General features: G+C 38.7%; 18 protein-coding genes. 6 read left to right on the forward strand and 12 right to left on the reverse strand.

The window, feature by feature from the left end:
- Positions 1–53 precede the first annotated feature (53 nt).
- Positions 54–1,043: a porphobilinogen synthase gene (gene hemB, locus B7E04_RS19865; protein ID WP_080780272.1), complete on the reverse strand. Its 990-nt coding sequence runs from the start codon at positions 1,041–1,043 to the stop codon at positions 54–56.
- Positions 1,044–1,161: 118 nt separating this feature from the next.
- Between hemB and B7E04_RS19870 the strand changes: the two genes are divergently transcribed.
- The 3 genes from B7E04_RS19870 to B7E04_RS19880 all read left to right on the forward strand — a co-directional run bounded on the left by B7E04_RS19870 (position 1,162) and on the right by B7E04_RS19880 (position 3,845).
- The gene (locus B7E04_RS19870; protein WP_080780273.1) at positions 1,162–1,512 is read left to right on the forward strand and encodes a T9SS type A sorting domain-containing protein; all 351 of its coding nucleotides are present in this window, start codon (positions 1,162–1,164) and stop codon (positions 1,510–1,512) included.
- Between the two features lie 105 nt (positions 1,513–1,617).
- Positions 1,618–2,529 (forward strand): ABC transporter ATP-binding protein, encoded by a 912-nt coding sequence (locus tag B7E04_RS19875; RefSeq protein WP_080780274.1) that lies wholly within the window; start codon positions 1,618–1,620, stop codon positions 2,527–2,529.
- Positions 2,530–2,534: 5 nt separating this feature from the next.
- Entirely contained in the window at positions 2,535–3,845 is a 1,311-nt protein-coding gene (locus tag B7E04_RS19880; RefSeq protein ID WP_080780275.1) for an ABC transporter permease, read from the forward strand.
- Between the two features lie 163 nt (positions 3,846–4,008).
- Here B7E04_RS19880 and B7E04_RS19885 read toward each other — a convergent pair whose 3' ends face one another.
- The 9 genes from B7E04_RS19885 to B7E04_RS19925 all read right to left on the reverse strand — a co-directional run bounded on the left by B7E04_RS19885 (position 4,009) and on the right by B7E04_RS19925 (position 12,169).
- Positions 4,009–4,686, reverse strand: coding sequence for a porin family protein (locus tag B7E04_RS19885; RefSeq protein ID WP_080780276.1), 678 nt, complete (start codon positions 4,684–4,686; stop codon positions 4,009–4,011).
- Between the two features lie 25 nt (positions 4,687–4,711).
- Complete coding sequence (sucD, locus tag B7E04_RS19890) at positions 4,712–5,584, reverse strand: succinate--CoA ligase subunit alpha (RefSeq protein ID WP_062649270.1); 873 nt, start codon at positions 5,582–5,584, stop codon at positions 4,712–4,714.
- A 91-nt stretch (positions 5,585–5,675) separates the two neighbouring features.
- Positions 5,676–6,578: a UDP-3-O-(3-hydroxymyristoyl)glucosamine N-acyltransferase gene (locus tag B7E04_RS19895; RefSeq protein ID WP_080780277.1), complete on the reverse strand. Its 903-nt coding sequence runs from the start codon at positions 6,576–6,578 to the stop codon at positions 5,676–5,678.
- 71 nt (positions 6,579–6,649) lie between these two features.
- Positions 6,650–7,213, reverse strand: coding sequence for an elongation factor P (gene efp / locus B7E04_RS19900; RefSeq protein WP_062649273.1), 564 nt, complete (start codon positions 7,211–7,213; stop codon positions 6,650–6,652).
- A 16-nt stretch (positions 7,214–7,229) separates the two neighbouring features.
- On the reverse strand, positions 7,230–7,622 hold the full coding sequence (locus B7E04_RS19905) for a hypothetical protein (protein WP_080780278.1): 393 nt from the start codon (positions 7,620–7,622) through the stop codon (positions 7,230–7,232).
- Positions 7,623–7,650: 28 nt separating this feature from the next.
- A complete protein-coding gene (gene lpxA / locus B7E04_RS19910; protein ID WP_062649277.1) occupies positions 7,651–8,448 on the reverse strand; it encodes an acyl-ACP--UDP-N-acetylglucosamine O-acyltransferase in 798 nt (265 codons plus the stop codon).
- Complete coding sequence (locus B7E04_RS19915; RefSeq protein ID WP_080780279.1) at positions 8,449–9,846, reverse strand: bifunctional UDP-3-O-[3-hydroxymyristoyl] N-acetylglucosamine deacetylase/3-hydroxyacyl-ACP dehydratase; 1,398 nt, start codon at positions 9,844–9,846, stop codon at positions 8,449–8,451.
- Entirely contained in the window at positions 9,839–10,870 is a 1,032-nt protein-coding gene (gene lpxD / locus B7E04_RS19920) for a UDP-3-O-(3-hydroxymyristoyl)glucosamine N-acyltransferase (protein ID WP_080780280.1), read from the reverse strand. The genes B7E04_RS19915 and lpxD overlap by 8 nt, the downstream gene beginning before the upstream one ends.
- 72 nt (positions 10,871–10,942) lie before the next feature.
- Complete coding sequence (locus B7E04_RS19925; RefSeq protein WP_080780281.1) at positions 10,943–12,169, reverse strand: HD domain-containing protein; 1,227 nt, start codon at positions 12,167–12,169, stop codon at positions 10,943–10,945.
- Between the two features lie 279 nt (positions 12,170–12,448).
- Between B7E04_RS19925 and B7E04_RS22315 the strand changes: the two genes are divergently transcribed.
- The 3 genes from B7E04_RS22315 (at position 12,449) to B7E04_RS19940 (ending at position 16,692) form a co-directional block, all read left to right on the forward strand.
- Positions 12,449–14,092 carry a S41 family peptidase gene (locus B7E04_RS22315; protein WP_080780282.1) on the forward strand — a complete coding sequence of 548 codons (1,644 nt, stop codon included), beginning with the start codon at positions 12,449–12,451 and terminating at the stop codon, positions 14,090–14,092.
- Between the two features lie 132 nt (positions 14,093–14,224).
- A complete protein-coding gene (gene porX / locus B7E04_RS19935) occupies positions 14,225–15,769 on the forward strand; it encodes a T9SS response regulator signal transducer PorX (protein WP_062649287.1) in 1,545 nt (514 codons plus the stop codon).
- 158 nt (positions 15,770–15,927) lie between these two features.
- Entirely contained in the window at positions 15,928–16,692 is a 765-nt protein-coding gene (locus tag B7E04_RS19940) for an exodeoxyribonuclease III (RefSeq protein ID WP_080780283.1), read from the forward strand.
- Positions 16,693–16,761: 69 nt separating this feature from the next.
- On the opposite strand, the gene B7E04_RS19945 is transcribed toward B7E04_RS19940, so the two are convergent.
- Positions 16,762–17,133 (reverse strand): septal ring lytic transglycosylase RlpA family protein, encoded by a 372-nt coding sequence (locus B7E04_RS19945; protein WP_062649291.1) that lies wholly within the window; start codon positions 17,131–17,133, stop codon positions 16,762–16,764.
- Between the two features lie 665 nt (positions 17,134–17,798).
- A complete protein-coding gene (locus B7E04_RS19950) occupies positions 17,799–18,527 on the reverse strand; it encodes a hypothetical protein (RefSeq protein ID WP_080780284.1) in 729 nt (242 codons plus the stop codon).
- Positions 18,528–18,529: the final 2 nt, after the last annotated feature.

The following is an 18,529-nucleotide window of genomic DNA, read 5'->3' on the forward strand; positions in this document are numbered from 1 at the left end:
TTTTTTAATTAATCAGGACAAACAGCATGGTTAATCGAAATAAGATTTAACACTTATCTGTTCAGAATCATGGCTGCTTCTTTCGCAAAGTAGGTGAAAATCATGTCTGCGCCGGCTCTTTTGAAACAGGTAAGACTTTCAATGATGGTTTTATCATTATCCAGCCATCCGTTCTGAGCTGCAGCTTTTACCATGGCATATTCTCCGCTCACGTTATAAACGGCAATCGGAAGGTCAATGGCTTCCCGTACTTTGGAAACAATATCCAGATACGGTAGTCCCGGTTTGATCATAATGATATCGGCTCCTTCGTCAATATCTTTAAATACTTCGTTCAGGGCTTCGCGTGAATTGTGGAAATCCATCTGGTATGTTTTTTTATCTTTCGGAATTTCCATACTGTCTTTCGGAGCGCTGTCCAGAGCACTTCTGAAAGGCCCGTAGAAAGAGCTTGCATATTTTGCGGAATAGCTTAAAATTCCCACATCTGAAAATCCGCTTTCTTCCAAAGCTTCACGAATAACCAATACTCTGCCGTCCATCATATCACTTGGAGCCACAATGTCAGCTCCGGCTTCGGCATGGGAAACAGACATCCGCGCTAATGCTTCATTGGTAGCATCGTTCACGATTTTTCCGTTTTCAATGATTCCGTCGTGCCCGTAAATAGAATATGGATCCAGCGCTACGTCCGGCATTACAATCATTCCCGGAACGGCATCTTTGATCGCTTTGATCGTCTGCTGCATCAGCCCGTCTTTGTTCCAGGCTTCTTTTCCGGTATTGTCTTTTAAATGTTCCGACACTTTCATGTACAAATTGACCGATTTTACACCCAAAGAAAATAATTCCTTACATTCTTTCACCGTCAAATCTATGCTTCTCCTGAATATTCCAGGCATCGACGGAATTGCCTCCTGCTGGTTTTCGCCCTCCATTACGAAGATAGGCATTACAAAATCATCCGTTGTAAGTATATTTTCTCTTACTAAACTTCTGATAGATTCATTAACTCTAAGTCTTCTATTTCTTGAATGTATCATTTTGGAATACTTTTTGAATAAGTTTCTGCAAATTTACTACAACTTATATAAAAAACTATTGTATAGAATTGTAGAATTGTTTACTTTTGTTTTAATACATTCGAGAAATTATAATTTGATGAAAAAACTTTTACTTTTATTTATATTTTTAGGCGCTTTCGTTGGGTTTTCCAACAATATGCAAGCACAGCTGAGAGAGCCGGGTTCCCCTTCACAGAAGTCTGATGACGGTGTATTGGTAGCTTATCCCAATCCAGCAAAAGATTTCCTTCTGATCAAAGCAAAAGATGCTTCTTTAAAGATCAAAAGTGTAACCTTTTATTCAATTTTAGGAACGCAGGTAGCTAATTATTCTGTCAACATGAATTCCGGAGAGATCAATATTGAAAGATTAAAACCCGGAAAATATCTGATTCGCTATATTTTAAGCGATAACACCCAAAAGGTAACGCAAATCGTAAAACAATAAAAATTAAATCCTGATAATCATCAGGATTTTTTCTTTTACAGCAATTCTGCCTGAATAATTCCGTAACTTTCAGGACTTTTTTATACCCATTATAAAAACAATTGAATGCTTAAAGCTGAACATATCAGAAAGACGTATGGTGCCGGGGCAAAAGTAGCATTGGATGATTTCAGCATCCATGTTCCCCAGGGCAGTATTTATGGTCTTTTAGGTCCGAACGGAGCCGGAAAAACTTCTTTTATCCGTATCATCAACCAGATTACCCAGGCGGATTCCGGAGATGTATTCATCAATGGAAATAAACTCAACCCTGCGCACATCAGGGACATCGGTTACATGCCCGAAGAAAGAGGTCTGTACAAAAACATGAGTGTGGGAGACCAGATCCTTTATTTTGGAGAGCTGAAAGGAATGAGCAAGAATGATGCGCTGAATGAAGCCAAAAAATGGTTTGACAAACTTCACATCGACCAATGGTGGAAGAAAAAGCTTTCGGAACTTTCGAAAGGGATGGCACAGAAGATCCAGTTTGTAGTAACCGTTCTTCACCGTCCGCATCTTCTGATCCTGGATGAGCCCTTCTCCGGTTTTGATCCTGTGAACGCCAATTTGATTAAAGACCAGATCATCGATCTAAAAAATAACGGAACCACGATTATCCTGTCCACCCACAGAATGGAAAGTGTTGAGGAAATGTGTGATTATGTAGCGCTGATCAACAATTCTAAAAAAATCATCGATGGAAGGGTGTTCGACGTAAGGGAAAAGTTTAAGAAGAATATTTTCGGAGTAACTCTTTCTGAGGTTGATCAGGCTCAATTTGAAAATTTTAAAAACACCCACGATATTTTTAATTTTTCCAATGAAAATAATCTGGTTTCTTTTGACCTGAAAAATGAGAGCGGACAGAATGATATTCTGCTTGATCTCGTACACGTAGGAAAAGTAAGGTCATTCGATGAGAAAATCCCAAGCATGAACGAAGTGTTTATTAATGCTGTAAGCAATCATTCCTAATTTCTATGAACAATATTTTTTTAATTACCAAAAGGGAATTTCTGACTCAGGTTAAGAAAAAATCCTTCATTATACTGACATTGCTTGCTCCTGTTTTATTAATCGCATTCGGAGCAGTAATAGGGCTTATGTTTAAAGCTAATGAGTCTCACAGCATTATTGAAGTGGTGGATAAAAGCGGGCTTTTCAGGGACCAGCTGAAGTCTGATGACAAACTGAATTACGTCATCGTTTCCGCTGCTGATGAGAAAGCAAAGATCAATAATTTAAAAGACAACGAATCCCTGGACGGTATCCTGATTCTTCCTGAACTGAAAGACCATGACTATACCGCTCTAGAGAACGGCACGAGACTTATTGTGAATTCCAAGATGGGCTTTGATACCAAGCAAAAAATTGTTTCCGATATTACCAATGTTATCAGAAAGGAAAGAATCAAGCAGCTGGGCATTCAGGAAACGCAGCTGAACAGTCTTGATCAGGGCTTCACGCTTAAGACCATCAATGTTTCCGATAACAATAAGGAAGATTCCGATCTTGCTTTTGGAGTAAAAAGCGGGTTAAGCATTCTATTAATGTATGTGACATTTATGTTCATCATTATTTATGGAGTAAGGGTAATGAGAAGTGTTCTTGAAGAGAAGAACAACCGTGTAGTGGAAATCATTATTTCATCAGTAAAGCCTTTTGAGCTGATGATGGGTAAAATATTAGGGGTAACCCTGGTGGCTCTAACGCAGTTCCTGATCTGGATTTCCATGTCTGTGGTAGGAGCGCTGGTTTTAAATACCGGATTTTCATCTTTTCAAAAAAATATTCCCGGCGGCAACGAGGAACTTGCCAGTAAACTTGATATCACGCAGATTGCTACACAGGTTTCTCACAGTTTGCTGGAACTGAACTTTCCGCTGATTATTTTTGTATTTATTGTATTTTTCCTTCTGGGATATATTTTCTACAGCTCCATATATGCAGCCATCGGCTCTGCAGTAGATAACGAAACGGAGACACAGCAGTTCACTTTATTTGCTATTTTACCGCTTACCTTAGGTATGTACGGAAGTTTTTCTTTAATGAACAATCCTGACGGTCCTTTGGGCTTCTGGCTGTCTATTATTCCGTTTACCTCACCGGTTGCCATGATTGCGAGAATACCTTTTGGGGTTCCAGCATGGCAGATTGCATTGTCTATTGCCTTACTACTGGGAACTACTGTTTTCATGATATTCCTTGCCGGAAAGATCTACCGTGTAGGGATCCTGATGTATGGAAATAAAGCTACCTTGAAGGAGATCTGGAAGTGGATTAAGGGCTAATTTATGGGTGAAAAGGCGAAATTGCAAAAAGGCGAAAAGGCGAAAGGGCTGAGAAAGCAAAGAGGTTGATTTGCAAATCAGCTTTTTAGCGGTTTAGGCTTCAGCATAAAAAAATCCCGGAAATTAAAATTTCCGGGATTTTTTTATGCGAATATTAATTATTCTATTTGAAGATGTAGCTTAAGCTCAGGCTGATCACCTGCTCAGACTTGCTTTTATCAGTACCTCCTTTGTCTTTAGCCAGATCAGGATAAGTATCTGAAAGGCCTAAGTCATACTTAAGAGCTAATTCCAGCTGTCTTTTATAACTATACCCTATTCCCAATCCAAGAGCAAAGTTAAAGCTGGCTGCTTTTCCACTCACTCCGGCTGGATATTGAGAGCCTGTAATAACATAATCCGGATCATAATACGGTCTGTCTGCCGGAGCGTTTTTAACGTTCTGACTCATCAGAAAGTTAAATCTTGGTCCTATCATTCCAAAGAATTCTGATTCTGCCTCAGAAAAATATCCTTTAAAATAAACAGGTACACTCAGGTAGTTGTTAGCGTATACTGCATCATAACCGCTTTTTGATTTAGAATCTTTATCTTTTCCGGTTTCTCCGGCTCCATAATAAACAACCTCAGGCTGAATATAAAACTGGTTGGCTTTCCCCACCGGGATCAGTGCCAGAACTCCGCCCTGAAATGCGAATCTCGGGCCGGAAGGGTTATGGGCATTTCTTACTCTGGAATAGTTACCACCTGCCGTGACTCCAAATCTTGTGCTTTTGAAATCAATCTGGGCAAAAGACAGGGTTGAAAGGGTCAATGCTGCGGTTAATAAAAGTTTTTTCATATGTTTTGGTTTGTATTGTAATGTTTTATCCTAAAACTTTTGCAACGGTAGCACCGATGTCAGCTGGAGAATCTACCACGTTTATTCCGTTATCTCTCATGATCTGCATTTTAGCCTGAGCAGTATCTTCATCACCACCTACAATAGCACCAGCGTGCCCCATAGTTCTTCCTTTTGGAGCAGTTTGTCCTGCGATAAATCCTACAACCGGTTTAGTAGATCCGCTTGCTTTGTACCATCTTGCCGCTTCAGCTTCTAATCCACCACCAATTTCACCGATCATTACTACGGCTTCAGTTTCAGGATCGTTGATGAATAATTCCAGAGCTTCTCTTGTTGTAGTTCCGATGATTGGGTCACCACCGATACCGATTGCTGTAGAAACACCGAAACCAGCTTTTACTACTTGGTCAGCAGCTTCGTAAGTAAGTGTACCTGATTTTGAAACGATACCTACTTTTCCTTTTTTGAAAACGAAACCTGGCATGATACCAATTTTAGCTTCATCAGAAGTAATAATTCCAGGACAGTTAGGACCGATTAATCTACAGTCTCTGTCAGCGATATAAGATTTTACTTTTACCATATCTGCTACCGGAATACCTTCAGTAATACATACGATCACTTTGATTCCTGCTTCAGCAGCCTCCATGATCGCATCAGCAGCGAATGCAGGTGGTACGAAAATGATACTTACGTTTGCTCCGGCTTTTGCCACAGCATCCGCTACCGTGTTAAATACAGGTTTTCCTAAGTGCTCAGATCCTCCTTTTCCCGGAGTAACCCCGCCTACTACGTTGGTTCCGTATTCAATCATCTGGCCCGCGTGGAAAGTACCTTCGTTCCCTGTAAATCCTTGTACAATTACTTTAGAATCTTTGTTTACTAAAATTGACATTTTATTGATGTTTTAATTTATTTAAATATTTTATTAATGCTCACAAATTTACTTATTTTTCTTTGATTTCGGACAAAACCAAGTGAATAGTTTATTTGAGATTTCTCAGCTTTACTTCTTTTTTCAGATAGCCTTTGAAATCTTCCGCAAACATCCCGATATAAGTTCCTTTTTTCAGATCCCTGTTAACTCCCGTTTTACCAAGAAGCACAGAACCTGCTTCGATTTTATTTCCGGACGCGATGCCAACCTGCCCCCAAAGGGTCACCTCATCACCGATAACACAACATCCTGCAATTCCCACCTGAGATGCGATCAGACATTTTTTACCGATCACCGTATCGTGTCCGATCTGAATCTGATTATCCAGGACGGAGCCTTCCCCAATGATGGTAGAATCCGTAACACCTCTGTCAATTGTACAATTGTTTCCGATTTCTACATTATTTTCTATCACCACATTTCCTACGGAGATCAGACGGTCAAAATTTCCGTCCAGTTTTCTGTAATAGAAAGCGTCGCCGCCCAGAACAGTTCCCGATTGGATGATCACATTATCGCCGATTACGGTTCTGTCGCCTATCACCACATTCGGAAAAATCAGGCAGTTCTTGCCGATCTTCACATTGTTCCCGATCACTGCAGTGCGATGAATCCTGGTTCCCTCTCCTATTTCAGCATCATGAAGTTCTTCCGTAAAATTGTATATTCTTGTAAAATGGGTATTGATCTTGTTGAAGTCTCTGAAAGGATCATCAGAAACCAGAAGAGCTTTTCCTTCCGGACAATCTACCTTTTTATCAATCAGAATGATGGTAGCATCGGAATGAAGTGCTTTGTCATAATATTTAGGATGGTTGACGAAAACAATTTCGCCCTGTTTTACCATGTGGATCTCGTTGGTTCCCAGTACTTCAAAATCTTCCGGACCAACAAATTCCGCGCCTATTAAATCGGCAATAGTTTTGAGCTTTTGCGGAGAATGAAATCTCATAACAATTTGATTTTCTTATAAAAACAAAATTCGGACTGCTGATGCAAACCGAATTTATGTACATTTAATTATTATTTTACTCTTTCTAAGTAGCTTCCGTCTTCTGTGCTCACTTTAATTTTGTCTCCCGGCTCAATGAATAAAGGAACCATTACTCTTGCTCCTGTTTCAACGATTGCGTTTTTAAGAGCGTTGGTAGCTGTATTTCCTTTTACTCCCGGATCAGCTTCAATAACTTCCAGATATACGGACTGAGGAAGTTCGGCAGAAAGCGGAGTTTCGTCTACTTCTTTCAAAATAATGGTTACTTCCTCCCCAGCTTTCATAAACTGAGCGTTTTCAATCATTTCTTTATTCAGATATAATTGAGAGAAATCATCATTATTCATGAAGTGGAACCCGTTCTCATCATCATAAAGATACTGGAACTTTCTCGTGATTACTTTTACTTCGTCAATTTTGTGACCTGCCGAGAACGTATTATCGATTACTTTCCCGTTGGTTACTGACTTTAGTTTTGTTCTTACGAATGCAGGACCTTTACCCGGCTTTACGTGAAGAAACTCGATTACTTTAAAAATATCGTTACTGTACTCAATGCAAAGTCCCTTTCTGATATCGTTACTTGTTGCCATTAATTTATTTTACTGTTTATTTTGTTTTAAAAATAGGGACTCCTACTGATGTAGACCCCGGAACTCTCTGGTTCCCCATCACGCCTGGATTTACTACCTTACCGGATGGTGAAATAAATGAACCGTTGGTTGTGGTATTAAAGTTCATATTATTCTGCTGCAGCTGATTTACATTTTGCTGAACCGTTGAATTATTCTGTATAGGATTCATGTATGAATCGCTGTATTTGCTCTTCTGCATGAAACTTCCAACATTTTTTTTAGCAATACTATCATTATCCTGAGTCCTGACTCTTTCAATAAGAGGTCTTGAAGGCTTTTTCTCAGCCTTTGATTCTGAACTGTTTTTTTGCTGTCCCCAAACTGCTGCTGAAGACAAAACGGCAAGAATTAATAATAAGCTTTTCATATGTTGTGTGTTTATGGGTTTTATTGGATTAAGAGTTACTGTCTTTTCCGGTTCCGTAGCCTTTCACAATACCTCTAGGAGAGTTTTGGATAAACTGAAGGATCTCATCTCTTTCCGCAGTAGGAAGCATTTCTTTCTCAATATGTGAAATAGCCTGTGAAACGTTCATCTTCATCTGGAAAATAGCTCTGTAGATCTTTTGGATTTCGAAAATCTTCTCATTGGTAAATCCTCTTCTTCTCAATCCTACAGAATTGATTCCGGCATAAGACATAGGCTCTCTCGCCACTTTCACGTAGGGCGGAATATCTTTTCTTACCAGGGTACCTCCTGATATCATCACGTGCTTTCCGATTTTTCCAAACTGGTGAACAGCACTAAGGCCGCCCATCACCGTATAATCACCAATTTCCACGTGCCCGGCAATACCACAGCCATTAACGATAATCACATGATCACCGATGACACAGTCGTGGGCTATATGTGAAGTTGCCATAATGAGGCAGTTTTTACCGATTTTTGTAAAACCTAAGGCTTTTGTTCCCCTGTTTACAGTAACGCATTCTCTGATGGTGGTTTCGTCGCCGATGATCACCTGAGTATCTTCGCCGTCAAACTTGAGATCCTGAGGAATGGCTGAAATAACTGTTCCGGGAAAAATCCTGCAGTTTTTTCCTATTCTGGCTCCATCCATAATGGTAACATTGGGACCGATCCAGCTGCCTTCTCCAATTTCCACATCTCCTGCAATTGTAGTAAACGGTTCTACAATAACGTTTTTGCTGATTTTTGCACGTTTATCTACGGCGGCTAATTGATGAATCATTTAATCAACTTTATTTTTTGCGACTTGAGCCATTAGTTCTGCTTCTACTGCTACAGTATCTCCCACATATCCGTACCCCTGCATGTGTACAATTCCTCTTCTGATAGGCTCTATCAATTCAATTTTGAAAATCATAGTATCGCCAGGAACTACTTTTCTCTTGAATTTCACTTTATCAATTTTAATAAAATAAGTGGAATAGTTTTCAGGATCCGGAACACTTGCCAATACAAGAATTCCTCCTGTCTGTGCTAAAGCTTCTACCTGTAATACACCCGGCATTACAGGCTCTTTAGGGAAATGCCCTACGAAGAACGGTTCATTCATCGTCACATTTTTCAGACCTACCACATGGGAATCTGAAAGTTCAAGAACTTTATCAATCAATAGGAACGGAGGTCTGTGAGGCATGAGCTTCATAATTCCGTTGATATCAAATACCGGCTCTTTGGTTAAATCAAAATCCGGAACATTTTTTTTCTTCTGCAATTTCCACTGACGGTTTAATTTTTTTGCAAACTGTGTATTCACATAATGTCCAGGCTTGTTTGCAATCACCTTTCCTTTTATTTTTACTCCCGCTAAAGCAAGGTCTCCTATTACATCGAGTAATTTATGTCTTGCAGCTTCATTAGGATAGTTTAATGTCAGATTATCCAGAATACCATTCGGTCTGATAGAAACATTGTCTTTTCCGAATGCTTTTTTCAGTTTTTCAGTAGTATCGGGAGTAAGATCCTTATCTACATATACGATGGCGTTCGAAATATCTCCCCCTCTGATCAATCCGTGATCCAAAAGCATTTCCAGTTCATGCAGGAAGCTGAATGTTCTGGCAGAAGAGATCTCGTCTTTAAATTCTGAAATATTTTTAAGGGTAGCATTCTGGGTTCCCAAAACTTTGGTTCCGAAATCTACCATGGTAGTCACTTCATAAGTATCTGAAGGAATAATGGTAATTTCTGATCCCGACGCCGGATCTGCATAGCTCAGAACTTCTTTGATCACCAGATATTCTCTGGCAATATTCTGCTCTGTAATACCTACGCTTTCAATAGCTTCAACAAAGAATTTTGAAGATCCGTCCAGAATCGGAGGTTCGGAAGCGTCCATTTCCAGAATGGCATTATCAATATCACATCCTACCAAAGCCGCCAGAAGGTGCTCGCAGGTAGTAATTTTTACGCCTAATTTTTCTAATGTTGTTCCTCTTTCTGTGGCTACTACATAATTAACATCAGCTTCTACCTGAGGATGCCCCTCAAGGTCTGTTCTTACGAACACAAAACCTGTATTTTCTTTAGCAGGTTTAATGGTAAGTTTTACTTCTTTACCGGTATGAAGGCCAATTCCAGAAAGCGTTACTTCTTCCTGGAGTGTTTTTTGCATATCACTCATTAGTTTTATCTTTTGAGGTATTCTCAAGATTATTTATTCTCTTTACAATTTCAGTGAAATTCCTGAAATGTACATAGTTTCTAAGATAGTCGTTGTAGCTTATTGCCGGAGATCCGTATAAGGTCTCCCTGTCACCTACACTGGAATTCACACCGCTCTGCGCCTGAATCTTCACCTGGTTGCCAATTTTAATATGACCCACTACACCCACCTGACCGCCGATCTGGTTCCAGTCTCCGATGGTGGTAGATCCTGCAATTCCGGCCTGTGCTGCAATCACGTTGTTCTGCCCTATTTTCACATTGTGGGCAATCTGGATCAGGTTGTCGATCTTCGTTCCTTTCCCGATGATGGTAGAACCAATGGTAGCCCTGTCTATACTGCAGTTTGAGCCGATCTCCACATCGTCTTCAATGATGACGTTTCCAAGTTGGGGAATTTTTTTAAATCCTTCTGCTGTAGGCTGAAAACCAAACCCGTCACCTCCTACTACCGTATTGGAATGAATTACACAATTGTCCCCTATAATACAGTAGTCATAAATTCTGGCACCACTGTCTATTTTACAGTTCTTACCGATCTTTACTCCTTTACCGATATATACATGCGGATAAATCTGTGAACCTTCTCCGATTTTAGCTTTCTCAGAGACATACGTAAATGCCCCGATGTATACTCTATCTCCCACCACAGCGGTGTCATGAATAGAGGAACCATTTTCGATTCCTTCTTTCCGGCCCTGCATTTCCTGGTACAGATTCATTAAAATCTGGAAAGAAAGGTAGGCATCCTTTACGACAATTAAGGTAGGATTATAATTAACTTTATCTATAAGTTTTTCCGAAACAATAATAACGGAGCATTTTGAGGTATCTAAAAAATGCGAAAATCTATCCTGTGCTATAAAAGAAAGATGTCCTGATTCACCATTCTCAATTGGTGAAACTCCTGTAATAACCGTGCTTTCGTCGCCTATTATCTGTCCGTCAATAAAACTTGCAATTTGCGAAGCTGTAAATTCCATATTCTGCAAAGATAAGAAATTCTGTAATTCGCAAACATTTTTTGATTTTAGGAACGTGAATTTTAAGATTATTTAAGAAATTATCTGAGATATTTCTCTTGGAAACGTAAGAATATACCTTGTTGTCTTATGTACCACAAGCCCGGACAACAGCTGGTCCTGCGACTCTTCAAGCCTTATTTTTTCACCGCTTTTCGTAAGCAGGTAAATAGGCTGTTTTTCGGTGTCATAAGGCAGTAGTTTTCTTTTAATTTCATGTACAAGCTCTATTCCATTATCAATTCCAAAAAATTCATTGGTCTTTTTTATTTTTTCCTCAATGAATTCCTGCTCGAAAGGACGGGTTGAAATAATCGTTTTCGGAAGGTTTCTCTGAATAACGCACCGGCACCAGTAAGAAAGAATAAAGTCATCCGAATCCTGCCAGGATTTCATGGCATGAATTATATCATTATCATCAAGCTGGGTAAAACGGAAAATATCTTCATCAGTGGCTGAACTTTTCCCACGGTTCAGGAAATACCGGAGGTTTTCACCTGCGGGAAGATCCATTCCTTCCGACACGAGGTACTTCGCTCTCTGCAATATTTTAACCAAAAGAAATTCTGCAAGCGCCGAAGTCTTATGATAATAGACCTGCCAGTACATAAACATCCTTGCTGTAAGGAAATTTTCAATGGAATACACCCCTTTTGCATCAATCACCAGCTCTCCTTCACTGCAGACATTCATCATGGAAATAATTCTCTGCGTATTAATATTTCCTTCCGAAACACCGGTGAAAAAACTGTCCCGGTTTAAATAATCAAGTCTGTCTACATCAAGCTGGGAGGAAATCAGCTGGTTGAAAAATTTCCTGTGGTATTTCCCCTGAAACATTTCAATAGCTACGGAAAGCTGCCCTTCAAATTCTTCATTTAATTTGTGCATCAGCAGTAATGAAAGCTTTTCATGATGCCAGTCGTCCATCAGCATATTTTCCAGCGCATGGGAAAACGGTCCGTGCCCGATGTCGTGCAGCAGGATCGCCAGCATCGCTCCTTTTTCTTCTTCTTCCGAGATCTTGATTCCTTTCTGGCGAAGGGTTTCCAATGCGGTAAACATCAGGTGCATGGCTCCCAGCGCATGATGAAATCTTGTATGCGTGGCACCCGGAAAAATCAGATTCAGAAGTCCTGTCTGCCCGATTCTCCTTAATCTCTGAAAGTATGGATGCTGGATAACGTCAAATAAAATTTCGTGTGGAATTCTGATGAAACCATGAACGGGATCGTTGATGATCTTTAGCTTGTTCTGCATTGAAACATTGATATTGGTATACAAAGTTAGGGATTTTTGATTTTAGAGGTCATTAAATTGATGTTAAAGAATTTCACCTTTAATTTTTCCCAAAGATGTTTAAAAATTTTTGTGGTTTTTGTGGTTGATTTTTCACACAGATGACACAGATTTTCACATATGATTGTGGCTATTGGAAGTTAAATTTTAAATGAAGAATCTATGATTTATGTATACGCTTTTCACTATATTCTATTTTAAAAATATATCTTTGGTATCGCAAATAACCATCACAGCTTAATGAGGAAAACTTCTCTTTTCATCTTATTTTTTTTCAGCTTATATTTTTCCGCTCAGGCATTAACCGAAACTCAAAAACTGGAATCACTATGCAGGGTTTGGGGGTTTTTAAAATACTATCATCCTGAGGTTGCAAAAGGAGATCTTGACTGGGACCAGCAGCTTTTCAGGAAAATGGATGAACTTAATAATATTCATGATAAAGAACAACTGAATAAATTTTATTTTGAATGGATCAGCAGTCTCGGGAAGGTTGATGTCTGTAAAAAATGTTCAAAGGAAAATAAAGAGAAAGTATATTTTTTGAGAAACTTTGATTTAGGATGGATTAATAACAAGAATATTTTCAGCGAAAAAGTCAGTGATCAGCTTCTTTTTATCCAAAACAACAGAAATATTGGCAGCAACCATTATTTCGGAATTGGTGGAAGAAAAGTTTATTTTAAAAACGAAAAATCGTACGGTTCAAAGTTTACAACCAACCAAACCGCTCTATTGGAATTTTTCAGATATTGGAATTTTGTAGAATATTTTTTTCCGTACAAATACCTCACAGATCAGAACTGGAATGATGTTTTAACAGAAATGATTCCTAAATTTCTCAGGATTAACAATGATGAAAACTATCATCTGACACTTGCGGAACTGGTCACAAAGGTTGATGATTCTCACGCCTTCCTGTACTCGCCAATGATCAATTCGTATCAATACGGGAGAAGAAAGATTCCTGTAGCCTATACTTATGTTGAAGGAAAACTTGTGGTGACGGCAATCAATACCACCAGATTTGATGAAGAAATCCCTTTAAAAGTGGGAGATATTATTTATGATATTAATGGAAAGACTATTCCTCAAATGGTCAATAGTTTTGGAAAATATGTCCCGGCCTCCAATTCCTGGGGGAAGGTCAATAAAGTAAAAAGCCTGTTTCTTTTCAGCAATCAGGATTCTCTTGCTCTTAAAGTGGAGCGCAACGGGGAGAATATTCCTCTGACGGTTAAAACCTACCTGCTGAAAGATATTATTTTGGAAAAACCTGCAGTACAGCAAAAGTGGCATTTTCTGGATGCCGGTAAGAACACAGGCTATGTGAATATGGGAATTATTGAAAGAAGCGATCTGGATGACATGTACAGGGATTTAAGATCTGCTGCATCCATTATTTTCGATCTCAGAAATTACCCGAAACAGACCATTATTCCTTTAAGCAGAATGATTCTTCCTGAGAAATCAATTTATTATCAATTTAATTTTCCGGAGACGGATTATTTGAGTAAATTCTATAGCTCAAAAAACAGTATCGGAAGGAAAAATCCTGATTATTATAAAGGTAATGTAATTGTCCTTGTAGACGGCAGTACGCAAAGTCAGGCGGAGACCACCACAATGATGTTCAAACAGCATCCGAAAGCCAAAGTGATCGGGAGCCATACTTCAGGAGCCAATGGTGACGTTATAAGATTTAAAATCGCCGATCTGGATACCTGTTTTACGGGATTGGGCGCGTATTATCCGGACGGAAGAGAAACCCAGAGAATCGGGATTGTTCCCGATATTATTATAAAGCCCACTGTAAAAGGGGTACAGCAAGGAAAAGACGAGGTTCTGGAAAGAGCTTTGGAGTATATAAAGACCGGTTTTTAAATAAATTGAATTTCAGCATTAAAAAGGTGAATTTCATTTAACTAATATTTAACTTTTATCTTCTCTAATTTGTGAGAATTTAAAAGGAATTGGTCAACAATTTGATGCAATAACCATGTAAAAAAATAAATTATGTCGGAAAAGATATTATGGATAGATGATGAAATAGATTTACTCAAACCCCATATCGTATTCTTAGAAAAAAAAGGTTATCAGGTAACTCCTGTTAACAACGTGAACGAAGCCCTCGAACTGATGGATTCGGAAAAATTCGCATTAACGCTTATTGATGAAAATATGCCGGGAATTTCCGGACTGGAAGCCATTCCCATGATCAAAGAGAAAGACAATTCATTAAAGATTGTGATGGTGACCAAAAGTGAGGAAGAGCATATCATGGAAGAAGCAATCGGTTCGCAGATCGCAGATTATATCCTTAAGCCTGTAAATCCAAACCAGATTTTATTGTCATTAAAGAAAAATCTTCAGCAGGACAACCTGGTGGAGCAAAAAACAATTCTTCAGTACCAGCAGGAATTCAGAAACCTGTCCATGGAACTTTCTTACCTGAGAACATACCAAGACTGGGCGGAATATTACAAGAAGATCCTCAGCTGGGAAATTAAATTCGATAAGGTAGCGGACAATGAATTCTCGGATCTTCTGCAGTCTCAGAAAGAAGAAGCGAATATTCAGTTTGCAAAATTCATTGAAAAAAATTACGAAGATTGGCTTACAGACCCGGATAAACCTTTGATGAGCCATACGCTTTTTAAGGAAAAAGTAAAACCGGAGGTAGAAAAAGAGAAAGTTCTGCTTCTGATGGTGGACAATCTGCGCTATGACCAGTGGAAAGTTATAGAGCCATTATTTACAAAATATTACAACAAAATTTCGGAGGATTATTATTACAGCATCCTTCCTACCGCTACCCAATATGCAAGAAATTCTTTTTTTGCAGGCCTGATGCCGTCTGAGATTGAGAAACGTTTTCCGGATAAATGGTTCAATGATAATGAGGAAGGAAATAAAAATGAGTTTGAGCGTGACTTCCTGGAAGACCAGATGAAAAGAATCGGTCTTGGATCCAAATCCATGAAGTACCTGAAAGTCCTGAACGCGGATTTTGAAAGGAAAATCTACGATGATTTCAACCAGCATAAGAATAATGACCTTCTGGTGATTGTTTATAACTTCATCGATATCCTTTCGCACGCTAAAACAGACAATCACATTGTAGACCAGCTGATCCGTGATGATAAAACGTTCAGGTCCCTTACCCTTAACTGGTTTGAGAACTCTTCACTGCTTAAGATTATTAAATCTGCGGCAGAAAACGGTTATAAACTTGTAATCACTACAGACCATGGAACGGTGTATGTCAAAAAACCGAGCAAGGTTGTTGGAGACCGTGAAACATCCACGAATATCCGTTACAAGACAGGAAAAAGTTTAACCTATGACGACAGCGACGTTTGGGCCATCACCAACCCGGAGAAGTTATTCCTTCCGAAAGGAAATCTAAGCTCGAAATATATTTTTGCAAAGAATAATATTTTCCTGGCCTATCCGAAGAATTACAATCATTTTGTAAATTATTATAAAGAAACCTACCAGCACGGTGGAATCTCATTGGAGGAATGTATTATTCCGATCAGTATTTTAGAACCCAAATAGTCTTTTCATAGTTTATAAATTTGGGTCCGGGGCGGCAAAAATCTTTCGATTTTTGCCGCTTCTTTTTTTTTGCAGTCCTTTTAATAGTCTTCAAGAGTTCCTATCTTAGCAAAAACAAATGTTTATAACGAACACTCTAAAATATTTATACAGAACTCATGAGGTTAATTACTTATAATGTCAACGGAATCAGAGCTGCTTTTACCAAAGATTTTCTGGGCTGGCTGAAGACGGCAGATCCGGATATCATCTGCATCCAGGAAAGCAAAGCCGGAAATGACCAGATCGATATTGAAAGCCTTGAAAAAGCCGGTTATCACAGCTACTGGCATTCTGCGGTACGAAAAGGCTACAGCGGGGTCGGAATTGCCTCAAAAATCAAACCGAATCATGTAGAGCACGGCTGCGGTATTGAAAGCTATGATAATGAAGGCAGGATCATCCGGGCGGATTTTGATGGTTACTCCGTTATTTCTGTCTATGTTCCTTCCGCCACCAATATTGACAGGCTTGAATTTAAGATGCAGTTCTGCCATGATTTCCTGGCTTACATCAGGGAACTGAGAAAGACGATTCCCAATCTTATTATTTCCGGTGATTTTAATATCTGCCATCAGGCTATTGATATTCATGATCCGGTACGTTTAAAGAATGTATCCGGCTTTTTACCGATGGAAAGAGAATGGATGACCAGCTTTATCGAGGAGTGCGAATTAATAGACAGTTTCCGCTTTTTCAATAATGAACCGGACCATTATACCTGGTGGAGCTACAGGCAGAATTCCAGAGCCAACAATAAAGGCTGGAGACTGGATTATAATTTTGCCACCTATCCGTTAAAAGACAAGCTCTCCAGAGCGGTTATTTTAAAGGAAGCCGTACATTCCGACCACTGTCCTGCTTTAGTAGAACTGGATGTATAAAAACATACTATTACACCATACAAAAAGCCAGCTGAATCAGCTGGCTTTTACATTTTAAATCATAAAGGTTTAATCGACAATTTCATATTCCACCGGAATGGTACCATGACTGATATCTCCGATTTCATCGAACGCAGCTTTAGAAATATCTAATGCTCTTGATGCATGGAAAGGTCCTCTATCATTGATTCTTACTATCACCTGCTTTCCATTGTTCAGATTGGTAACTTTAATATTAGTCCCAAACGGAAGCGTTCTGTTTGCAGCGGTGAACTTTGAGTTACTAAAGATCTCTCCGCTTGCTGTTTTTCTACCATTAAATTTATCGTGGTAGTACGATGCATAACTTGTTTTCTTCGCATCTAAGGTATTTGCTGTAAAAGAGTAAACACCCAAGGTTGAAATCATCATTATGATTACGAGAATGAATCTTTTCATCATGTTGAATTTTATTGGTTTTGACGGAGCAAAAGTATAAGGAATGTTGTAAAGTCCCTACTCCATATGTTAAAAACCGTTAACGAAAACAAAATTATATGTTAACAAACGCTGTAACCTCCTATTAACAGGGGTTTTAGATAGTACTGTTAAAAAATGTTAAAAAAAAGAACTAAAAGTTAACATAATTAACTTTTTGTCGTAAAAATGGAAAATTTAAAAATATTAATTAATTGATAATCAGTATTTTATATATTTTGCAGAATTTTCAGATTTCATTTAAAATAATTTTAAAAACTAAAAATGTTAAGATATGATGTGTTTATTAGCATTGTAAATCATCACTCAGGCTACCTGGGGATGATCTAATAGTAATTTAATCATAAACTTTTAACAATTTATTTAAATATCCAAAATATATGCCATTGCAATTTCATCCCTTTGACATCATTAAAAATAAAACACTACAATCCTAAATTTTTTAACCAGTTATAAAACTGAACGTATCTGTCAATTTAGTTTTTTTATCAATCAATAAGCCCTTGCCTCTATTCTCAGTCTGAAAACTGTTATGATTGATTGCAGTACTTATTTTATTACCCTTTCATATTAAAACAAAAAAACCAATGAACTGGTCATTGGTTTTAATTTATATCAATAAGAATTTCTTATTTTAAGTATTCAATTACATAGTCATACGTTCCGTTAGGATATACAACTGACATGCTTGGTGAACCTGTAATAGCATTTCCTGCACTGGTAGCAATGGTATAAGAATACAAGCTTCTATCATAAACAGTGTTTGTACCTGCTTTATAGATGGTGATACCATACAAAGCCGTCATACCTGTTGGAGCAGGAATGTTAACTGCTGTAGAAGTTCCGCTGGCAGTAAATGTACCTTTTACAGCATAAACCTGCTTACTAGCTACAAGCGTATTGGTGGCAGTTTCTGCAGTCGTTACATCAAATTTTGGATTACCGCCCCCTACTGGTCTCCATACCCCTGCAGTTACATTAGAGTTGGTAGATCCATTTGGGTTATAGAAATAATAATATCCAGGAACAACCGGTGTTGCAGTTGAAGATCTGTTACCAGCTGTAAGCGTAGTACCTGTAGCATTGTTGTAAACCAACATACCGTCAAAGAAGGTAGGGAACGTTGCTCCGTCTGCTAAAGTTAGATCAAATTCAAAATTAACAAGGTCAACACTTGGGATAATAACCCCTTTACCCTGGTTAGGGCCAGCTCCTGCTTCGGTACTAAAAGTACTACTTAAATCAATCGCAGCATTCGAGTTGTTGATACTGGTCTGCATACCGTTGTTAAGACTCACTTGAGCATTGCTCAGAGAACATACACCTACAATTGCTAATAAGCTAAATATATTTTTCATCT

The organism is Chryseobacterium phocaeense (assembly GCF_900169075.1).
Classification (GTDB): domain Bacteria; phylum Bacteroidota; class Bacteroidia; order Flavobacteriales; family Weeksellaceae; genus Chryseobacterium; species Chryseobacterium phocaeense.